At 68.7% G+C, this 15,778-nt stretch carries 14 protein-coding genes and 1 riboswitch; of the genes, 9 read left to right on the plus strand and 5 right to left on the minus strand.

Translation table 11 applies throughout. The features are described 5' to 3' along the window. Window positions 1–16 precede the first annotated feature (16 nt). From ACIQWG_RS19305 to ACIQWG_RS19320, 4 genes are all read right to left on the minus strand, one after another. Window positions 17–1,510, minus strand: a complete 1,494-nt coding sequence (locus ACIQWG_RS19305; protein ID WP_404096961.1) for a glycoside hydrolase family 3 protein — start codon at window positions 1,508–1,510, stop codon at window positions 17–19. A gap of 9 nt (window positions 1,511–1,519) precedes the next feature. Continuing rightward, complete coding sequence (locus tag ACIQWG_RS19310; protein ID WP_404096964.1) at window positions 1,520–2,350, minus strand: carbohydrate ABC transporter permease; 831 nt, start codon at window positions 2,348–2,350, stop codon at window positions 1,520–1,522. Beyond that, the gene (locus ACIQWG_RS19315; RefSeq protein WP_404096967.1) at window positions 2,347–3,333 is read right to left on the minus strand and encodes a carbohydrate ABC transporter permease; all 987 of its coding nucleotides are present in this window, start codon (window positions 3,331–3,333) and stop codon (window positions 2,347–2,349) included. The genes ACIQWG_RS19310 and ACIQWG_RS19315 overlap by 4 nt, the downstream gene beginning before the upstream one ends. A 78-nt stretch (window positions 3,334–3,411) precedes the next feature. Further along, complete coding sequence (locus ACIQWG_RS19320) at window positions 3,412–4,689, minus strand: extracellular solute-binding protein (RefSeq protein ID WP_404096970.1); 1,278 nt, start codon at window positions 4,687–4,689, stop codon at window positions 3,412–3,414. Window positions 4,690–5,010: 321 nt separating this feature from the next. On the opposite strand from ACIQWG_RS19320, the gene ACIQWG_RS19325 reads away from it, so the two are divergent. The 8 genes from ACIQWG_RS19325 (at window position 5,011) to ACIQWG_RS19360 (ending at window position 14,565) form a co-directional block, all read left to right on the plus strand. Continuing rightward, window positions 5,011–5,775 carry a GntR family transcriptional regulator gene (locus tag ACIQWG_RS19325; RefSeq protein ID WP_404096973.1) on the plus strand — a complete coding sequence of 255 codons (765 nt, stop codon included), beginning with the start codon at window positions 5,011–5,013 and terminating at the stop codon, window positions 5,773–5,775. 177 nt (window positions 5,776–5,952) lie between these two features. Continuing rightward, window positions 5,953–8,091, plus strand: coding sequence for a carbon starvation CstA family protein (locus tag ACIQWG_RS19330; protein WP_404096976.1), 2,139 nt, complete (start codon window positions 5,953–5,955; stop codon window positions 8,089–8,091). Further along, the gene (locus ACIQWG_RS19335; RefSeq protein WP_404096979.1) at window positions 8,063–8,260 is read left to right on the plus strand and encodes a YbdD/YjiX family protein; all 198 of its coding nucleotides are present in this window, start codon (window positions 8,063–8,065) and stop codon (window positions 8,258–8,260) included. The genes ACIQWG_RS19330 and ACIQWG_RS19335 overlap by 29 nt, the downstream gene beginning before the upstream one ends. A gap of 151 nt (window positions 8,261–8,411) precedes the next feature. Continuing rightward, window positions 8,412–8,669 carry a DUF3311 domain-containing protein gene (locus tag ACIQWG_RS19340; RefSeq protein ID WP_404096982.1) on the plus strand — a complete coding sequence of 86 codons (258 nt, stop codon included), beginning with the start codon at window positions 8,412–8,414 and terminating at the stop codon, window positions 8,667–8,669. Beyond that, complete coding sequence (gene mctP / locus ACIQWG_RS19345; RefSeq protein ID WP_404096985.1) at window positions 8,666–10,294, plus strand: monocarboxylate uptake permease MctP; 1,629 nt, start codon at window positions 8,666–8,668, stop codon at window positions 10,292–10,294. The genes ACIQWG_RS19340 and mctP overlap by 4 nt, the downstream gene beginning before the upstream one ends. Before the next feature lie 73 nt (window positions 10,295–10,367). Beyond that, window positions 10,368–10,874 (plus strand): GNAT family N-acetyltransferase, encoded by a 507-nt coding sequence (locus ACIQWG_RS19350; RefSeq protein ID WP_404096988.1) that lies wholly within the window; start codon window positions 10,368–10,370, stop codon window positions 10,872–10,874. 35 nt (window positions 10,875–10,909) lie between these two features. Continuing rightward, window positions 10,910–11,052: riboswitch (cobalamin riboswitch) on the plus strand. Window positions 11,053–11,176: 124 nt separating this feature from the next. Further along, complete coding sequence (locus ACIQWG_RS19355) at window positions 11,177–13,552, plus strand: ribonucleoside-diphosphate reductase subunit alpha (protein ID WP_404096991.1); 2,376 nt, start codon at window positions 11,177–11,179, stop codon at window positions 13,550–13,552. Next, window positions 13,552–14,565: a ribonucleotide-diphosphate reductase subunit beta gene (locus tag ACIQWG_RS19360; RefSeq protein WP_404096994.1), complete on the plus strand. Its 1,014-nt coding sequence runs from the start codon at window positions 13,552–13,554 to the stop codon at window positions 14,563–14,565. The genes ACIQWG_RS19355 and ACIQWG_RS19360 overlap by 1 nt, the downstream gene beginning before the upstream one ends. Here the strand turns inward: ACIQWG_RS19360 and ACIQWG_RS19365 are convergent. Then, on the minus strand, window positions 14,478–14,717 hold the full coding sequence (locus ACIQWG_RS19365) for a hypothetical protein (protein WP_404096997.1): 240 nt from the start codon (window positions 14,715–14,717) through the stop codon (window positions 14,478–14,480). The two genes, ACIQWG_RS19360 and ACIQWG_RS19365, sit on opposite strands and share 88 nt — an antisense overlap. Before the next feature lie 92 nt (window positions 14,718–14,809). Here ACIQWG_RS19365 and ACIQWG_RS19370 point away from each other — a divergent pair, with 92 nt between their 5' ends. Next, complete coding sequence (locus ACIQWG_RS19370; RefSeq protein WP_404097000.1) at window positions 14,810–15,775, plus strand: helix-turn-helix domain-containing protein; 966 nt, start codon at window positions 14,810–14,812, stop codon at window positions 15,773–15,775. Window positions 15,776–15,778: the final 3 nt, after the last annotated feature.

The following is a 15,778-nucleotide window of genomic DNA, read 5'->3' on the forward strand; positions in this document are numbered from 1 at the left end:
CCCGCTCACACCCCGCTCACACCCCCGCGATGACCTCCGCCGCCGCCCGTCCGCACACTCGGGCCGCGCCGTAGGTCGCGATGTGCAGGGCGCCTCGGGGGGACGCCTGGGGGACGCCCATCTCGACGACGATCGTGTCGGGGCGGGACTCCAGCAGGGTGTCCAGGGCCGTCGCCATCCAGGGGTGGCGGTGTTCGTCGCGGACCACGGCCACCACGCGGCGGTCGCCGGCCGCTTCCAGGGCCGTTAGGGCCGCCTGATCGCCCGGACCCGAGTAGCTGCCGGTCTCCGTGCCGGGGAGCAGTCGGGCCAGCTCCGCCGCCACGCCCCACGGGGTCTCCTCACCGACGGCGATGTTGGCGACCGGGGTGAAGGCGGCGACGTAAGGAGGTTCGGTGAGCGGGGTGAAGGGCGAGGCGGAAGTCCGCTTCAGGGCGCGGCGCGCGGCGACGAGGCCGATGTCCGTCCGGCCCGTGCCGTCGGCCGCGGGGACGGCCGCCGTCGCCGTCCAGTGGGCGAGTTCCCGTACTCGTTCCGCCGCCTCCGCCAGTCGGGCCTCGGGGAGTTCGCCCGAGCGGACCGCGGCGACCAGGGCGTCGCGCAGGCGCCGTACCGTCTCGTCGTCGGCGAGTCCGCCGCCCACGCAGATCGCGTCGGCGCCGGCCGCGATGGCGAGGACGCTGCCGCGTTCGATGCCGTAGGTGGCGGCGATGGCCTGCATCTCCATGCCGTCGGTGACGATCAGGCCGGTGTAGCCGAGCTCGCCGCGCAGGAGGTCCGTCAGGACCGGGCGGGAGAGGGTCGCCGGGTGGTCCGGGTCGAGCGCGGGGACGAGGATGTGCGCGCTCATCACGGCTCGCGTGCCGGCGACGATCGCCGCGCGGAACGGGGAGAGTTCGCGGTCCGACAGCACGTCCGAGGACGCGTCGATGCGTGGGAGCGCGTGGTGGGAGTCGACCGCGGTGTCACCGTGGCCCGGGAAGTGCTTCGTGCAGGCCGCGACGCCGGCCGACTGAAGGCCCGTGACGTAGGCGGCGGTGTGGCGGGCCACCAGGGCGGTGTCGGCGCCGAAGGAACGTACGCCGATGACGGGGTTCGCGGGGTTGGAGTTCACGTCCGCCGACGGGGCCCAGTTGAGGTTCACCCCGCAGGCGGCCAGACGGCGCCCCAGCTCGGCGGCCACCTCCCTGGTCAGTTCCACGTCGTCCACCGCGCCCAGGGCGTGGTTGCCGGGGAAGCTGGAGCCGGACCGCACCTCCAGTCTCGTCACATCACCCCCCTCCTCGTCGATCGCGACCAGGACGTCGTCGCGCTCGGCGCGCAACTGCGCCGTCAGCGTGGCCAGTTGCTCGGGCGAGGCGATGTTGCGGCCGAACAGGCCGACGGAGGCGAGGCCCTCGCCGAGCCGGCGCAGCAGCCAGTCGGGGGCGGTGGTGCCGGTGAAACCGGGCTGGAGGACCGTCAGCGCGTCGCGCGTGAGGGTGTCCGTACCACTGGCGAATGTTGTCATCGGGTGGCGTTATCCCTTCACGGCGCCGGCCGTCAGGCCGCTGACAGCCTTGCGCTGTAGGAAGACGAAGAGGATCAGGATCGGGATGGCGAAGAGGGAGGACGCGGCCATCGTCGCGCCCCAGTCGTTGCCGAAGGCGGTCTGGAAGCTGGACAGCCACAGTGGCAGGGTCTGGGCCTCCGCCTCCTTGTTCAGCACCAGGACCAGGGGGAATTCATTCCATGCGGTGATGAAGCCGAACAGGGACGTGGACATCAGACCCGGTGCCAGCAGCGGCAGGATGACCTTGCGGAACGCCTGGGCGCGGGTGCAGCCGTCAACCATCGCGGCCTCCTCCAGGTCCCGGGGCACCGCCGCGACGAAGCCGCGCAGGGTCAGGATGGTGAAGGGCAGGATCATCATCATGTAGAAGACCGTCAGCGGCAGGAGGCTGTTCAGCAGCGACGCGTCCCGCACGATCATGTACATCGCGATGATCATGACTTCCCAGGGCGCCATCTGGGCCATCATGAAGCCGATGATGAACCCGCGCCGCCCCTTGAACCGCATCCGGGCGAGGGCGAAGGAGCCGAGCAGCGCGATGACCAGGGCGAGGCCGACCGCGCAGAGCGTGACGATCAGCGAGTTGGAGACGTACGTCCAGAAGTGGTCGACGCCGGTCGCCCGCTCGAAGTGGGCGAAGGTGAAGTCGGTCGGGAACCACACCGGGTCCTCGGAGATGATGTCGCCGGTCGGCTTGAAGGCCGTGGAGAACATCCAGTACACGGGGAAGACGAAGCCGATGAACAGAACGACGGCCGTGACGTTGGGCCACAGGCGGCCGAAGAGCGAGCGCTTCACAGCTCGTCCTCCTCTTGCTTGAGCACGATCCTCAGGTAGTACGCGGTCAGGCCGAGCAGGATCAGGATGGTCAGGACGGCGATCGCGGCACCCATGCCGTAGTGCTGGTTGCCGACGCCCTCGATGTAGGCGTAGACGGGCAGGATCTCGGTGAGCCGGTCGGGACCGCCGCCGTTGATGGTGAAGACCTGCACGAACGCCTTGAAGACCCAGATGATCTCCAGGAAGGTCGTCGCGTAGAGGAAGGGCCGCAGGAACGGCAGGGTCACCGTGGTGAAGCTCTTCCAGGCGCCCGCGCCGTCCAGCGCCGCGGCCTCGTAGAGCTCGCCGGGGATGGTGGTCGTGGCCGCGTAGAGGTTGATCGCGACGAACGGGATCGACATCCAGACGATCAGGAGCGTCACCACGAAGAACGTCGACATCTGGCTGCTGGTCCAGCTGTAGTCGGCCATGGAGTGCCAGCCCAGTTTGTCCAGGACCCAGTTGACGACGCCGAAGCGCTGTGCGAACAGCCACTGGTACACGGTGCTCGCGGCGACCACGGGCATCGCCCAGGCCAGCACCAGCCCGAGCAGCAGCATGACCCGCATCCGGTTGCCGAGGCGGGCGAGGAGCAGGCCGACCAGGGTGCCCAGGACCATGATCAGGGCGACGTTGACCGCCGTGAACAGGATCGAGCGCAGCGTCACGCGCCAGAAGTCCTCGCCGCTGAGGACCTCCTTGTAGTTCTCGATGCCGTTCCACTCGGTGACGTGCTGGATCAGCTGCGCCATGTTGAGGTTCTGGAACGACAGCAGCACGTCCTTCAGCAGCGGCCAGCCGAGCAGCAGCACGGTGGCCGCGCAGGCCGGCAGCAGCAACAGGTACGGGGTGAGCGCGCCGACGCGTGACGCGGCTCGGGGCGGTGGCCCGGCGGATCCGCTCTCGGCTTTCCCGACTGCGTCCACCGGACCGGAGGGCGGCCGTTCGGTCTGCACGGTCATGCTCGCGATCTCTCTTCTCGACCTGCCTGAACGTGGGTGCGGGGGCCACCTGACAGCCGGCCCCCGCACCCCGTGTCCTTACTGCTGCTGCGCCAGACGCTTGTTGAACTCCTCCTCGACCTGCGCGGCGGCCTCGGCCGGCGACTTACCGTTCAGCACGGCGGTCATGTACGTCTTGACCGGGTTGGGCGCGTTCTCCACGGCCGCCCACTCCGGGATCAGCGGCGTGGTGCCACCGCCCGCGGCGGCCGGCGCCGCGGCCTCGGCGACCGCGTTGCCCTTGAGGTTGGACTGGAGCGCTTCCTTGTTCGGGATGACGCCGTTCTGCTTGGCGAGCTCGCCCTCGTACTGGTCGGACAGCGCGATCTTCAGGAACTCCTTGGCGAGCTCCTGCTTCTTGCTGCCCGCGGCGACCGCGAGGTTGGAGCCGCCGAGGAAGACGCCCTCGGGCTTGTCGGCCGTGGCACCCGGGATGGTGAAGTAGCCGATGTCCGACTCGATCTTCTTGTTGGCCGCGATCGCCGTACCGGCCTCCCAGCCCATGCCGATGAAGGCGCCGACGTTGCCCTTGGCGAACACCTCGGCCTGCTGCGGGGTGGCCTCGTCCTTGTCCTTGGGCGCCTTGGACAGCGCCTGGAACTTCTTGTACGTCTCCATGGCGGCGGCGACCTTGGGGTCGTCCAGGTTGGAGACGTACTTGTCGCCGTCCTTCTTCACCAGCTCGGCGCCCTCACCGATGGTCAGGCCGACGAAGTGGTACCAGTTCTGGCCCGGCAGGTAGAGGGGCTCCGCGTCGGTCTTCTCGCCGATCTGCTTGAGGTCGGCGTAGAACTCGTCGCGGGTCTTGGGGGTGTCCTTGATGCCCGCCTCGGCCCAGACCTTCTTGTTGTAGAGGACGACGCGGTTGGCGAAGTACCACGGGGCGGCGTACTGCTTGCCGTCGTAGATGGAGGACTCGTTTAGGGACTCGGCCCAGTCGGTGCCGATCTCGGTCTTGAGGTCGGCGAGGTCGGCGAGACCACCGGTCTTGGCGTAGGCCGGGGTCTGGGTGTTGCCGATCTCGAAGACGTCCGGCGGGTTCTCCTCCGACAGGGCGGTGGTCAGCTTCTGCTGGATGCCGTTCCACTGCTGGATCTCGAACTTGACCTTGGCCTTGGTCTTCTTCTCGAAGGCGGCCTGGACGTCCTTCTGCCACTGGTCCGGGGAGGAGCCGTCCATCACCCACACCGTGAGGGTCTCGCCCGCGTAACCGTCCGCTCCGGCCTTGTCCCCGCCGTCGCCGTTGTCGCCCCCGCACGCCGCCAGGGAGATCATCATGCCCGCGACACCGATCGCGGATATCAGCTTGCGCTTCACGCCACCCTCCTCAGGGATGCCACAAACCCCCCTGCCTCCCCGCACGAGCGTTGGGCCGGGACCTGGACCAATGGTGTAGACCAGTACGGGGAGCTTGGACCAGACCAAAAGCCCTGTCAAGGGTCTCGAAAACGGCCCTGACCAGCCGTTATGGGACCGACATATGAAGGAACCTTTAAGTAAGAAGCCAGCGAAAAGACGGCCACCGGAGTACTCTCGTCCGCTAGACCACTTGGCTGTATGGACTAGACCAAAAGTGGAGGCGACGGTATACAGAAGGGATCACGATGTGACCCGCATCCGGAGCCGGGAAGGCGAAGCATGAGCACCGACGTCAGCAGTGCGGAGAACGAGAACGGCGCGACCGTCCGTACCGCCCGCGTGCCCAAGTACTACCGCCTGAAGAAGCACCTCCTGGACATGACGGAGACCCAGGCCCCGGGCACCCCGGTACCGCCCGAGCGGACGCTGGCCGCCGAGTTCGACACCTCCCGCACGACCGTGCGTCAGGCGCTCCAGGAACTGGTCGTCGAGGGGCGGCTGGAGCGGATCCAGGGCAAGGGCACGTTCGTCGCCAAGCCGAAGGTCTCCCAGGCGCTCCAGCTCACCTCGTACACCGAGGACATGCGCGCCCAGGGCCTGGAGCCGACCTCCCAGCTCCTCGACATCGGCTACATCACCGCGGACGACCGCCTCGCCGACCTGCTCGACATCACCGCCGGCGGCCGGGTGCTGCGCATCGAGCGGCTGCGCATGGCGAACGGTGAGCCGATGGCCATCGAGACGACCCACCTCAGCGCGAAGCGCTTCCCGGCACTGCGCCGCAGCCTGGTGAAGTACACCTCCCTCTACACCGCGCTCGCCGAGGTCTACGACGTCCATCTCGCCGAGGCCGAGGAGACCATCGAGACCTCCCTGGCCACCCCGCGCGAGGCCGGCCTGCTCGGCACCGACGTGGGCCTGCCGATGCTGATGCTCTCCCGGCACTCGCGCGACCGGGACGGGCAGCCGGTGGAGTGGGTGCGGTCGGTGTACCGGGGCGACCGCTACAAGTTCGTGGCTCGGCTCAAGCGGCCTCAGGAGTGAAACGCCGTGCGGCTGCGGTCGGCTGGGGGTCCGGGGGTCACCCCCCGGGACAACGCAGCGTGGCACGGCTCAAGCGGCCTCAGGAGTAGCCGCCTTGGGGTGGCGCACGCGGTGTAGCGCATCCCCGTTTCCTGTTCTACGTTCCTCCCGTCGCCGCATGGACGGGAGGACTGCCCGGTGCGTACCGCGAATCCCCGAACCGTCGTCATCTGGACCGTCGTAGCGCTGGTCGGTGCCTCCGGCTGGACCGTGCTCGCGCTCTCCCGCGGCGAGGAGGTCTCCGCCGCCTGGATGGTCGCGGCCGCGCTGGGCTCGTACGCCATCGCGTACCGCTTCTACGCCAAGTTCATCGCGTACAAGGTGCTGAAGGTCGACAGGACCAGGGCCACCCCGGCCGAACGCCTCAACAACGGCATCGACTTCCACCCCACCGACCGTCGCGTCCTGCTCGGCCACCACTTCGCGGCGATAGCCGGCGCCGGACCACTGGTCGGGCCCGTGCTGGCCGCGCAGATGGGGTATCTCCCGGGCACGATCTGGATCATCGCCGGCGTGATCTTCGCGGGCGCGGTCCAGGACATGGTGGTGCTGTTCTTCTCCACCCGCCGCGACGGGCGCTCGCTGGGGCAGATGGCGCGCGAGGAGATCGGTCCGTTCGGCGGGGCGGCCGCGCTGCTGGCCACCTTCGTCATCATGATCATCCTGCTCGGGGTGCTGGCCCTCGTCATCGTCAACGCCCTCGCGCAGTCACCGTGGGGCACCTTCTCGATCGCGATGACCGTCCCGATCGCCCTGCTGATGGGCTTCTATCTACGGGTGCTGCGTCCCGGGCGGGTCGCCGAGGTCTCGCTCATCGGCGTCGCGCTGCTGCTGTTCGCCCTGGTCGCGGGCCGCTGGGTGGCCGAGTCGTCCTGGGCCGACACCTTCACGCTCGCGCCTTCGACGCTGGTCATCTGGATGGTGGCGTACGGCTTCATCGCCTCGATCCTGCCGGTGTGGATGCTGCTGGCGCCGCGCGACTACCTCTCGACCTTCATGAAGATCGGCACGATCTTCCTGCTCGCCCTCGGCGTGGTGGTCGCGCTGCCGACGCTCAAGATGGACCCGGTCACGGACTTCGCCTCACGCGGCGACGGCCCGGTCTTCGCCGGCTCGCTCTTCCCCTTCGTCTTCATCACCATCGCCTGCGGCGCCCTGTCCGGCTTCCACGCGCTGATCTCCTCCGGTACGACACCGAAGATGATCCAGAAGGAGACCCAGGTCCGGATGATCGGCTACGGCTCCATGCTGATGGAGTCGTCGGTCGCCGTGATGGCGCTGGTGGCGGCCAGCATCATCGACCCGGGCCTGTACTTCGCGATGAACGCGCCCGCCGGGGTCATCGGCGACACCGTGCAGAACGCCTCGCAGGTCGTGGGCAGTTGGGGCTACCAGATCTCCCCCGAGGCGCTCGCCCGGGCGGCGGAGAACGTCGAGGAGGCCTCGCTACTGTCCCGGACCGGCGGCGCGCCCACGCTCGCCATCGGTGTCTCGGAGATCTTCTCGCAGGTCACCGGCGGCGGCCTGCGGGCCTTCTGGTACCACTTCGCGATCATGTTCGAGGCGCTGTTCATCCTGACCGCGCTGGACGCCGGCACCCGCGTGGGCCGGTTCATGCTCCAGGACATGCTGGGCAACGTCTACCGCCCCTTCAGGAACGTCAGTTGGAAGCCTGGACTCGCCATCACCAGCGCGATCGTGTGCGCTCTGTGGGGCTACTTCCTGTGGGTCGGCGTCCACGAGCCCCTCGGCGGCATCAACCAGCTCTTCCCGATCTTCGGCATCTCGAACCAGCTGCTCGCGGCGGTCGCCCTCGCCGTCTGCACCACCCTGCTGGTGAAGTCCGGGCGCCTCAAGTGGGCCTGGATCACCGGCGTTCCGCTCGCCTGGGACGCCACGGTGACGCTCACCGCGAGCTGGCAGAAGGTGTTCTCCAGCGACCCGAAGGTCGGCTTCTTCAAGCAGCGCCAGGTCTTCCAGGACGCCATCGACCGCGGCGAGATCCTGCCGCCCGCCAAGACCATGGACGACATGCACACGGTGGTCACCAACTCCACGGTGGACGGCGTCCTCTCGGCGGTCCTGGCCGTCCTGATCGTCGTGGTGATCGCCGACGCCGCCCGCGTCTGCGTACGGCACGTGCGCCGCCCGGCCCTGTCCACGCTCAGCGAGGCGCCGTACGTCGAGTCGAAGATCGTCGCTCCGGCCGGGCTGTTCCCCACGAAGGAGGAGAAGGAGGAGGAGCGCGGTGCGGTCGCTTCGGCGGGTCCTCGGTAGCGTGCGCTGGTACGTGCGGGAGCTGACCGACGAGTCGGCGTACGACCGTTATGTCGCCCACATCCGACTTGGGCATCCGGACGCGGACGTGCCCTCCCGGCGGGACTTCGAGCGGATGCGGACGGACCGTCAGGAGGCCGACCCCAGCCAGGGGTTCCGCTGCTGCTGAGCGCACCCACGCCGGACGACAGACGGGCACGCCAGGGTGCACACCAATCCTCCACATCCGATATGCGGACAGGGGCTTCCGCTGTAGTTGCACCGTCACCTAGATTGCCCGGGCGTTTCTCAGGTGATCAGTGAGGGGACGGAGCCGTCAGATGTCAGATGCCCCAGAAGTGAACAGAGGGCCGGTGGTGACGCCCGTCCGGGTCGTCATCGCGCTCTGCCTCGCAGCGCCCTTCGTGGCGATGCTGTGGGTCGGTTCGTATGCGAAGGTCGACCCGGCCTTCATCGGCATCCCGTTCTTCTACTGGTACCAGATGCTGTGGGTGCTCATCTCCACGGCGCTCACGATGACCGCGTACAAGCTGTGGCAGCGTGACCAGCGGGCCCGCAAGGGGGGTGCCGCCAAGTGAAGGACGGCGTGAACGGCGTCGCACTCGCCGTCTTCATCTTCTTCTTCCTGGCCGTCACGGTCATGGGCTTCCTCGCCGCGCGCTGGCGCAAGGCCGAGAACGAGCACAGCCTCGACGAATGGGGCCTGGGCGGCCGGTCGTTCGGCACCTGGGTCACCTGGTTCCTGCTCGGCGGCGACCTGTACACGGCGTACACCTTCGTCGCCGTACCCGCGGCGATCTACGCGGCGGGCGCGGCCGGCTTCTTCGCGGTGCCGTACACGATCCTCGTCTACCCGCTGGTCTTCACCTTCCTGCCGCGTCTGTGGTCGGTCTCCCACAAGCACGGCTATGTGACGACCTCGGACTTCGTACGCGGGCGCTTCGGCTCGAAGGGCCTGTCGCTGGCGGTGGCCGTGACGGGCATCCTCGCGACGATGCCGTACATCGCCCTCCAGCTCGTCGGCATCCAGGCGGTGCTGGACGTGATGGGCGTCGGCGGCGGCGAGGACACGAACTGGTTCATCAAGGACCTGCCGCTGCTGATCGCCTTCGGCGTGCTGGCGGCGTACACCTACTCCTCGGGTCTGCGGGCCCCCGCGCTGATCGCGTTCGTGAAGGACACACTGATCTACATCGTCATCGCGGTGGCGATCATCTACATCCCGATCAAGCTCGGCGGCTTCGACGAGATCTTCGCCAAGGCGGGCGAGGCCTACAGCCAGACCAACCCGGCCACGGGCGCGCCACGCGGTGCGCTGGCGCCGGGTGAGCCGGGGCAGTGGACGTACGCCACGCTGGCGCTGGGCTCCGCGCTCGCGCTCTTCATGTACCCGCACTCGATCACCGCGACGCTCTCCTCCCGCAGCCGTGAGGTGATCCGCCGCAACACCACGATCCTGCCGCTGTACTCCCTGATGCTGGGCCTGCTGGCGCTGCTGGGCTTCATGGCGATCGCGGCCGGCATCAAGGTGGAGAACGGCCAGCTGGCCATCCCCCAGCTGTTCGAGAACATGTTCCCGTCCTGGTTCGCGGGCGTGGCCTTCGCGGCGATCGGCATCGGCGCGCTGGTACCGGCGGCGATCATGTCGATCGCGGCCGCGAACCTCTTCACCCGCAACATCTACAAGGACTTCATCAAGCCGGACGCGACGCCCGCGCAGGAGACCAAGGTCTCCAAGATCGTGTCCCTGCTGGTGAAGGTGGGCGCCCTGGTCTTCGTCCTGACCATGGACAAGACGGTCGCCATCAACTTCCAGCTGCTGGGCGGCATCTGGATCCTTCAGACCTTCCCGGCCCTGGTCGGCGGCCTGTTCACCCGCTGGTTCCACCGCTGGGCGCTGCTGGCCGGCTGGGCGGTGGGCATGATCTACGGCACAGTCGCCGCGTACGGCGTCGCCTCCCCGACCCAGAAGCACTTCGGTGGCTCGGCGAAGGAGATCCCGGGCATCGGCGAGATCGGCTACATCGGCCTCACCGCGTTCGTGCTCAACGTCCTGGTGACGGTGGTCCTGACCTTCGCCCTGAAGGCGGCGAAGGCTCCGGAGGGCATCGACGAGACGAAGCCGGAGGACTACACGGCGGACGCCGGCGACCCGGGCGTCCAGGTGGAACTGCCGCCGGCGACGGCGGGTTCGTCCCACTGAGCGGCTCGGACCAGGCGGGCCGTCGGAGAAATCCGGCGGCCCGCCGTCGTATGTGTCCGGCAGACTCGCCCCTATGGACATCGTGATCCGGCAGGCCGGAACCGCCGAGTACGACGCCCTCGGCGAGATCACCGCCCAGGCCTATCTACAGGACGGCCTTCTCGACTTCGGCGAGAGCGACGAGTACCTCGGCGAACTCAGGGACGTGGCCAAACGCGCGGCGGCCGCCGACGTGCTGGTGGCCGTCGAGAAGGACCGCCTGCTGGGCGGCGTGACCTTCGTGCCGAGCGGCGGCCCGATGGCCGACATCGCGCGTTCCGGCGAGGCCGAGATCCGCATGCTCGCCGTCGACCGGGCGGCACGCGGACGCGGCGCCGGAGAGGCGCTCGTGCGCGCCTGCGTCGACCGCGCACGGGCCACGGAGGGCTGTGTACGGATCGTCCTGTCGACCCAGCGCACCATGCACGGCGCCCACCGCATCTACGAACGCCTGGGCTTCGTCCGCACACCCGATCGGGACTGGAATCCGATCCCGGAGCTGGACGACATCACTCTTCTCACCTACGAGTTGACGCTCTGAAACCAGCGCGACACAACATCTGGTGGTGATACGACAGCCCGGCACAAGATGTATGCTCGTGCTCGCTGTCGCCGCAGGGGAATCCGGTGCGAATCCGGAACTGTCCCGCAACGGTGTACTTGTGCGTATCTGCGCACGGGAGTCAGTCCGAGGACCTGCCGACAGCTGCGCCCGGCCGCCCGGCCGGTGCGCCCTGACGTCCGGGCCTCGTGGAATGGGCCGGTGGACGCGACGCCCCGTGCGCTCGTGTGCTGCCCCCTGCCCTCGGCGAGGCCCCCGTGCCGAGCGAGGGAGAGCCCCACGTGACCATCGCGCCAGCCGAACCGGGTTCAGCAGCGGTCGAACAGGACAACGACGGTCCCGGTGCCGCGCTGCTGCGGCTCCTGACCGAGCTGACCGCCGACCTCCCCGACGCCGACCCCGGCCGGGTCGCCGCCGCCGCGCTGCGCGGCCGGTCCGCCCGCGCGGACGAGACGGAGCTGCGCGAGCTGGCCACCGAGGCGGCCGCCGGCCTGATCTCCGAGGACCCGGCCTACTCACGGCTCGCCGCCCGGCTGCTGACCATCTCCATCGCCGCCGAGGCCGCCTCGCAGGGTGTCACGTCCTTCACCGAGTCGGTCGCGGTCGGCCACCGCGAGGGGCTCATCGCCGACCGCACCGCCGAGTTCGCGCGAATCCACGCGGCCCGTCTCGACTCCCTGGTCGACACCGGCGCCGACGACCGCTTCGGCTACTTCGGCCTGCGCACCCTGCACAGCCGCTATTTGCTCCGGCACCCCATCACCCGCAAGGTCATCGAGACGCCCCAGCACTTCATGCTGCGCGTCGCCGCCGGTCTCGCCGAGGACGACACCGCGAGGTCGCTGGACGAAGTCGCCGCGCTCTACGGGCTCATGAGCCGCCTCGACTACCTCCCCTCCTCCCCCACGCTCTTCAACTCCGGCACCCGGCACCCCCAGATGTCGTCCTGCTACCTCCTCGACTCCCCGCTGGACGAGCTGGACTCCATCTACGGCCGCTACCACCAGGTCGCCCGTCTCTCGAAGCACGCCGGCGGCATCGGTATCGCGTACTCCCGCATCCGCAGCCGCGGTTCGCTGATCCGCGGCACCAACGGCCACTCCAACGGCATCGTTCCGTTCCTGAAGACCCTCGACGCCTCCGTGGCCGCCGTGAACCAGGGCGGCCGGCGCAAGGGCGCCGCCGCGGTGTACCTGGAGACCTGGCACTCCGACATCGAGGAGTTCCTGGAGCTGCGCGACAACACCGGTGAGGACGCCCGCCGTACGCACAACCTCAACCTCGCGCACTGGATCCCGGACGAGTTCATGCGCCGGGTCAACGGCGACGAGCCGTGGTCGCTGTTCTCGCCGTCGGACGTGCCGGAGCTGGTCGACCTGTGGGGCGAGGAGTTCGACGCGGCGTACCGCAAGGCGGAGGCCGCGGGGCTGGCGCGCAAGACCATCCCGGCCCGTGATCTGTACGGCCGGATGATGCGCACCCTCGCGCAGACCGGCAACGGCTGGATGACCTTCAAGGACGCCGCCAACCGCACCGCCAACCAGACCGCCCTGCCGGGCCATGTCGTCCACTCCTCCAACCTCTGCACGGAGATCCTGGAGGTCACCGACGACGGGGAGACGGCGGTCTGCAACCTGGGGTCGGTGAACCTCGGCGCGTTCGTCCGCGACGGCGACCTCGACTGGGAGCGGCTCGACGACACCGTCCGCACCGCCGTCACCTTCCTCGACCGCGTCGTCGACATCAACTTCTACCCGACCGACGAGGCGGGCCGGTCCAACGCCAAGTGGCGGCCGGTCGGTCTCGGTGCGATGGGCCTCCAGGACGTCTTCTTCAAGCTTCGGCTGCCCTTCGACTCGCCCGAGGCGAAGCAGCTCTCGACCCGGATCGCCGAGCGCATCATGCTCGCCGCGTACGAGGCCTCCGCCGACCTCGCCGAGCGCAACGGCCCGCTGCCGGCCTGGCAGAAGACCCGTACCGCCCAGGGTGTGCTGCACCCCGACCACTACGGTGTCGAGCTCACCTGGCCGGAGCGCTGGGCGGCCCTGCGCGACCGTATCGCCACGACCGGCATGCGCAACTCCCTGCTGCTCGCCATCGCCCCGACCGCCACCATCGCGTCCATCGCGGGCGTCTACGAGTGCATCGAGCCGCAGGTCTCCAACCTGTTCAAGCGCGAGACGCTGTCCGGCGAGTTCCTCCAGGTGAACTCCTACCTGGTCGACGACCTCAAGGCGCTCGGCGTCTGGGACGCCCGCACCCGTGAGGCGCTGCGCGACTCCAACGGCTCGGTGCAGGACTTCGCCTGGATCCCGGCGGACGTACGGGCGCTGTACCGCACCGCGTGGGAGATCCCGCAGCGCGGCCTGATCGACATGGCGGCGGCGCGCACGCCGTTCCTCGACCAGTCGCAGTCCCTGAACCTGTTCCTGGAGACGCCGACCATCGGCAAGCTCTCCTCGATGTACGCGTACGCCTGGAAGTCAGGTCTGAAGACGACGTACTACCTGCGCTCCCGCCCGGCGACCCGCATCGCCCGCGCCGCCCAGAGCCAGACCGCCCAGCCCGAGAAGACCATCCCCGTCCAGCAGGTCGCCGAGCCCGACGCCGTCGCCTGCTCCCTGGAAAACCCCGAGTCCTGCGAGGCCTGCCAGTAATGAGTACCCGTAACGCCAACCTGCTCGACCCGGGCTTCGAGCTGACCCTGCGCCCCATGCGCTACCCGGACTTCTACGAGCGCTACCGGGACGCCATCAAGAACACCTGGACCGTGGAGGAGGTCGACCTCCACTCCGACGTCGCCGACCTGGCGAAGCTGTCCGAGGGTGAGCAGCACATGATCGGCCGGCTGGTCGCGTTCTTCGCGACGGGCGACTCGATCGTGGCGAACAACCTGGTGCTGACGCTGTACAAGCACATCAACTCCCCTGAGGCGCGCCTGTACCTGTCGCGCCAGCTCTTCGAGGAGGCCGTGCACGTCCAGTTCTACCTGACGCTGCTGGACACCTACCTCCCCGACCCGGAGGACCGGGCGGCGGCCTTCGACGCCGTCGAGAACATCCCCTCGATCCGCGAGAAGGCCGAGTTCTGCTTCCGGTGGATCAACGAGGTCGAGAAGCTGGAGAGCCTCCAGACCCAGGCCGACCGGCGTCGCTTCCTGCTGAACCTGATCTGCTTCGCCGCGTGCATCGAGGGCCTGTTCTTCTACGGCGCCTTCGCCTACGTGTACTGGTTCCGCAGCCGGGGCCTGCTGCACGGCCTGGCCACCGGCACCAACTGGGTGTTCCGCGACGAGACGATGCACATGTCCTTCGCCTTCGACGTGGTCGACACCGTCCGCAAGGAGGAGCCGGAGCTCTTCGACGACCAGCTCCAGCAGCAGGTCACCGACATGCTGAGGGAGGCCGTCGAGGCCGAGCTCCAGTTCGGGCGCGACCTGTGCGGTGACGGCCTCCCGGGTATGAACACCGAGTCGATGCGGCAGTACCTGGAGTGTGTCGCCGATCAGCGCCTGACGCGTCTCGGCTTCGCTCCGGTGTACGGCTCCGAGAACCCCTTCTCCTTCATGGAGCTCCAGGGAGTTCAGGAGTTGACCAACTTCTTCGAGCGGCGTCCCTCGGCGTACCAGGTGGCGGTGGAGGGCACCGTAGACCTGGACGAGGACTTCTGAGCCTCGGCCGCGTCGCGTTCCTGGGCCTCCCTGATCTGACGGTCGATGCGCCGATCGCGCGCCGCGCCGATCAGTGACGGGAGGACCAGAACGACGAACATCCCGAGGACGACGATCATCGCGAGCAGTGTCTGTGTCTGTTCCGTAGTCATGACACCACTGTCGCGCCGGATACTCCTTACCAACAGTGGCAGGACTGCCGCTCACCCTCGATTTACTGCCAGCTTCGAGGCACACTGGCAGCATGCTGAAAAACGTCGCCGCCGTCCTCCTCGACGGTGTACATCTCTTTGAAATGGGCGTCGTCTGCGAGGTGTTCGGCATCGACCGCAGCGACGAGGGACTGCCCACGTACGACTTCGCCGTGGTCTCGGCGGAGGGGCCGACGCTGGGCACCCATGTCGGCGGGCTCTCCGTCTCCACGCCGTACGGCCTGGAGCGGCTGGAGGAGGCCGACCTGATCGCGGTCCCGGCCGGCAGCGAGTACGTCACCCGGGCCTACCCGCCCGAGCTGCTGGATGCCCTGGTCAGAGCCGTCGAGCGGGGCGCCCGGGTGCTCAGTGTGTGCTCCGGCGTCTTCGTGCTGGGTGCCGCGGGACTGCTCGACGGGCGGAGGTGCAGTGCGCACTGGAAGCACGCCGGGGAGCTGTCCGTCCGGCATCCGGGAGCGATCGTCGAGTCCGACGTGCTGTACGTCGACGAGGGCCCGGTGATCACCAGCGCCGGCACCGCCGCCGGCATCGACGCCTGTCTGCACATCGTGCGGCAGGAGCAGGGGCCCGAGGTCGCCAACAAGATCGCCCGGCGCATGGTCGTACCGCCGCACCGGGACGGCGGGCAGGCCCAGTACATCGAGCGGCCGCTCCCGCGCTCCCACTGCGACACCGTCGGCGAGGTGCTGTCCTGGATGGAGCGCCACCTGGACGAGGAGCTCACGGTCGAGCAGCTCGCCGAGCGCGCGCACATGTCCCCGCGCACCTTCGCCCGCCGCTTCCAGCAGGAGACCGGCACCACGCCGTACCGCTGGATCCTGCGCCAACGGGTGCTGCTGGCGCAGGAGTTGTTGGAGGCGTCGGACGAGACGGTGGACGCGATCGCGGGCCGAACGGGGTTCGGCACCGCGGCGGCGCTGCGTCATCAGTTCGTCCGCGCACTGGGGACGACCCCGAACGCCTACCGCAGGACGTTCCAGGGGCCGAGCGCGGCCTGAGCC

This window comes from Streptomyces sp. NPDC098781, from assembly GCF_044759995.1.
Classification (GTDB): Bacteria; Actinomycetota; Actinomycetes; order Streptomycetales; family Streptomycetaceae; genus Streptomyces.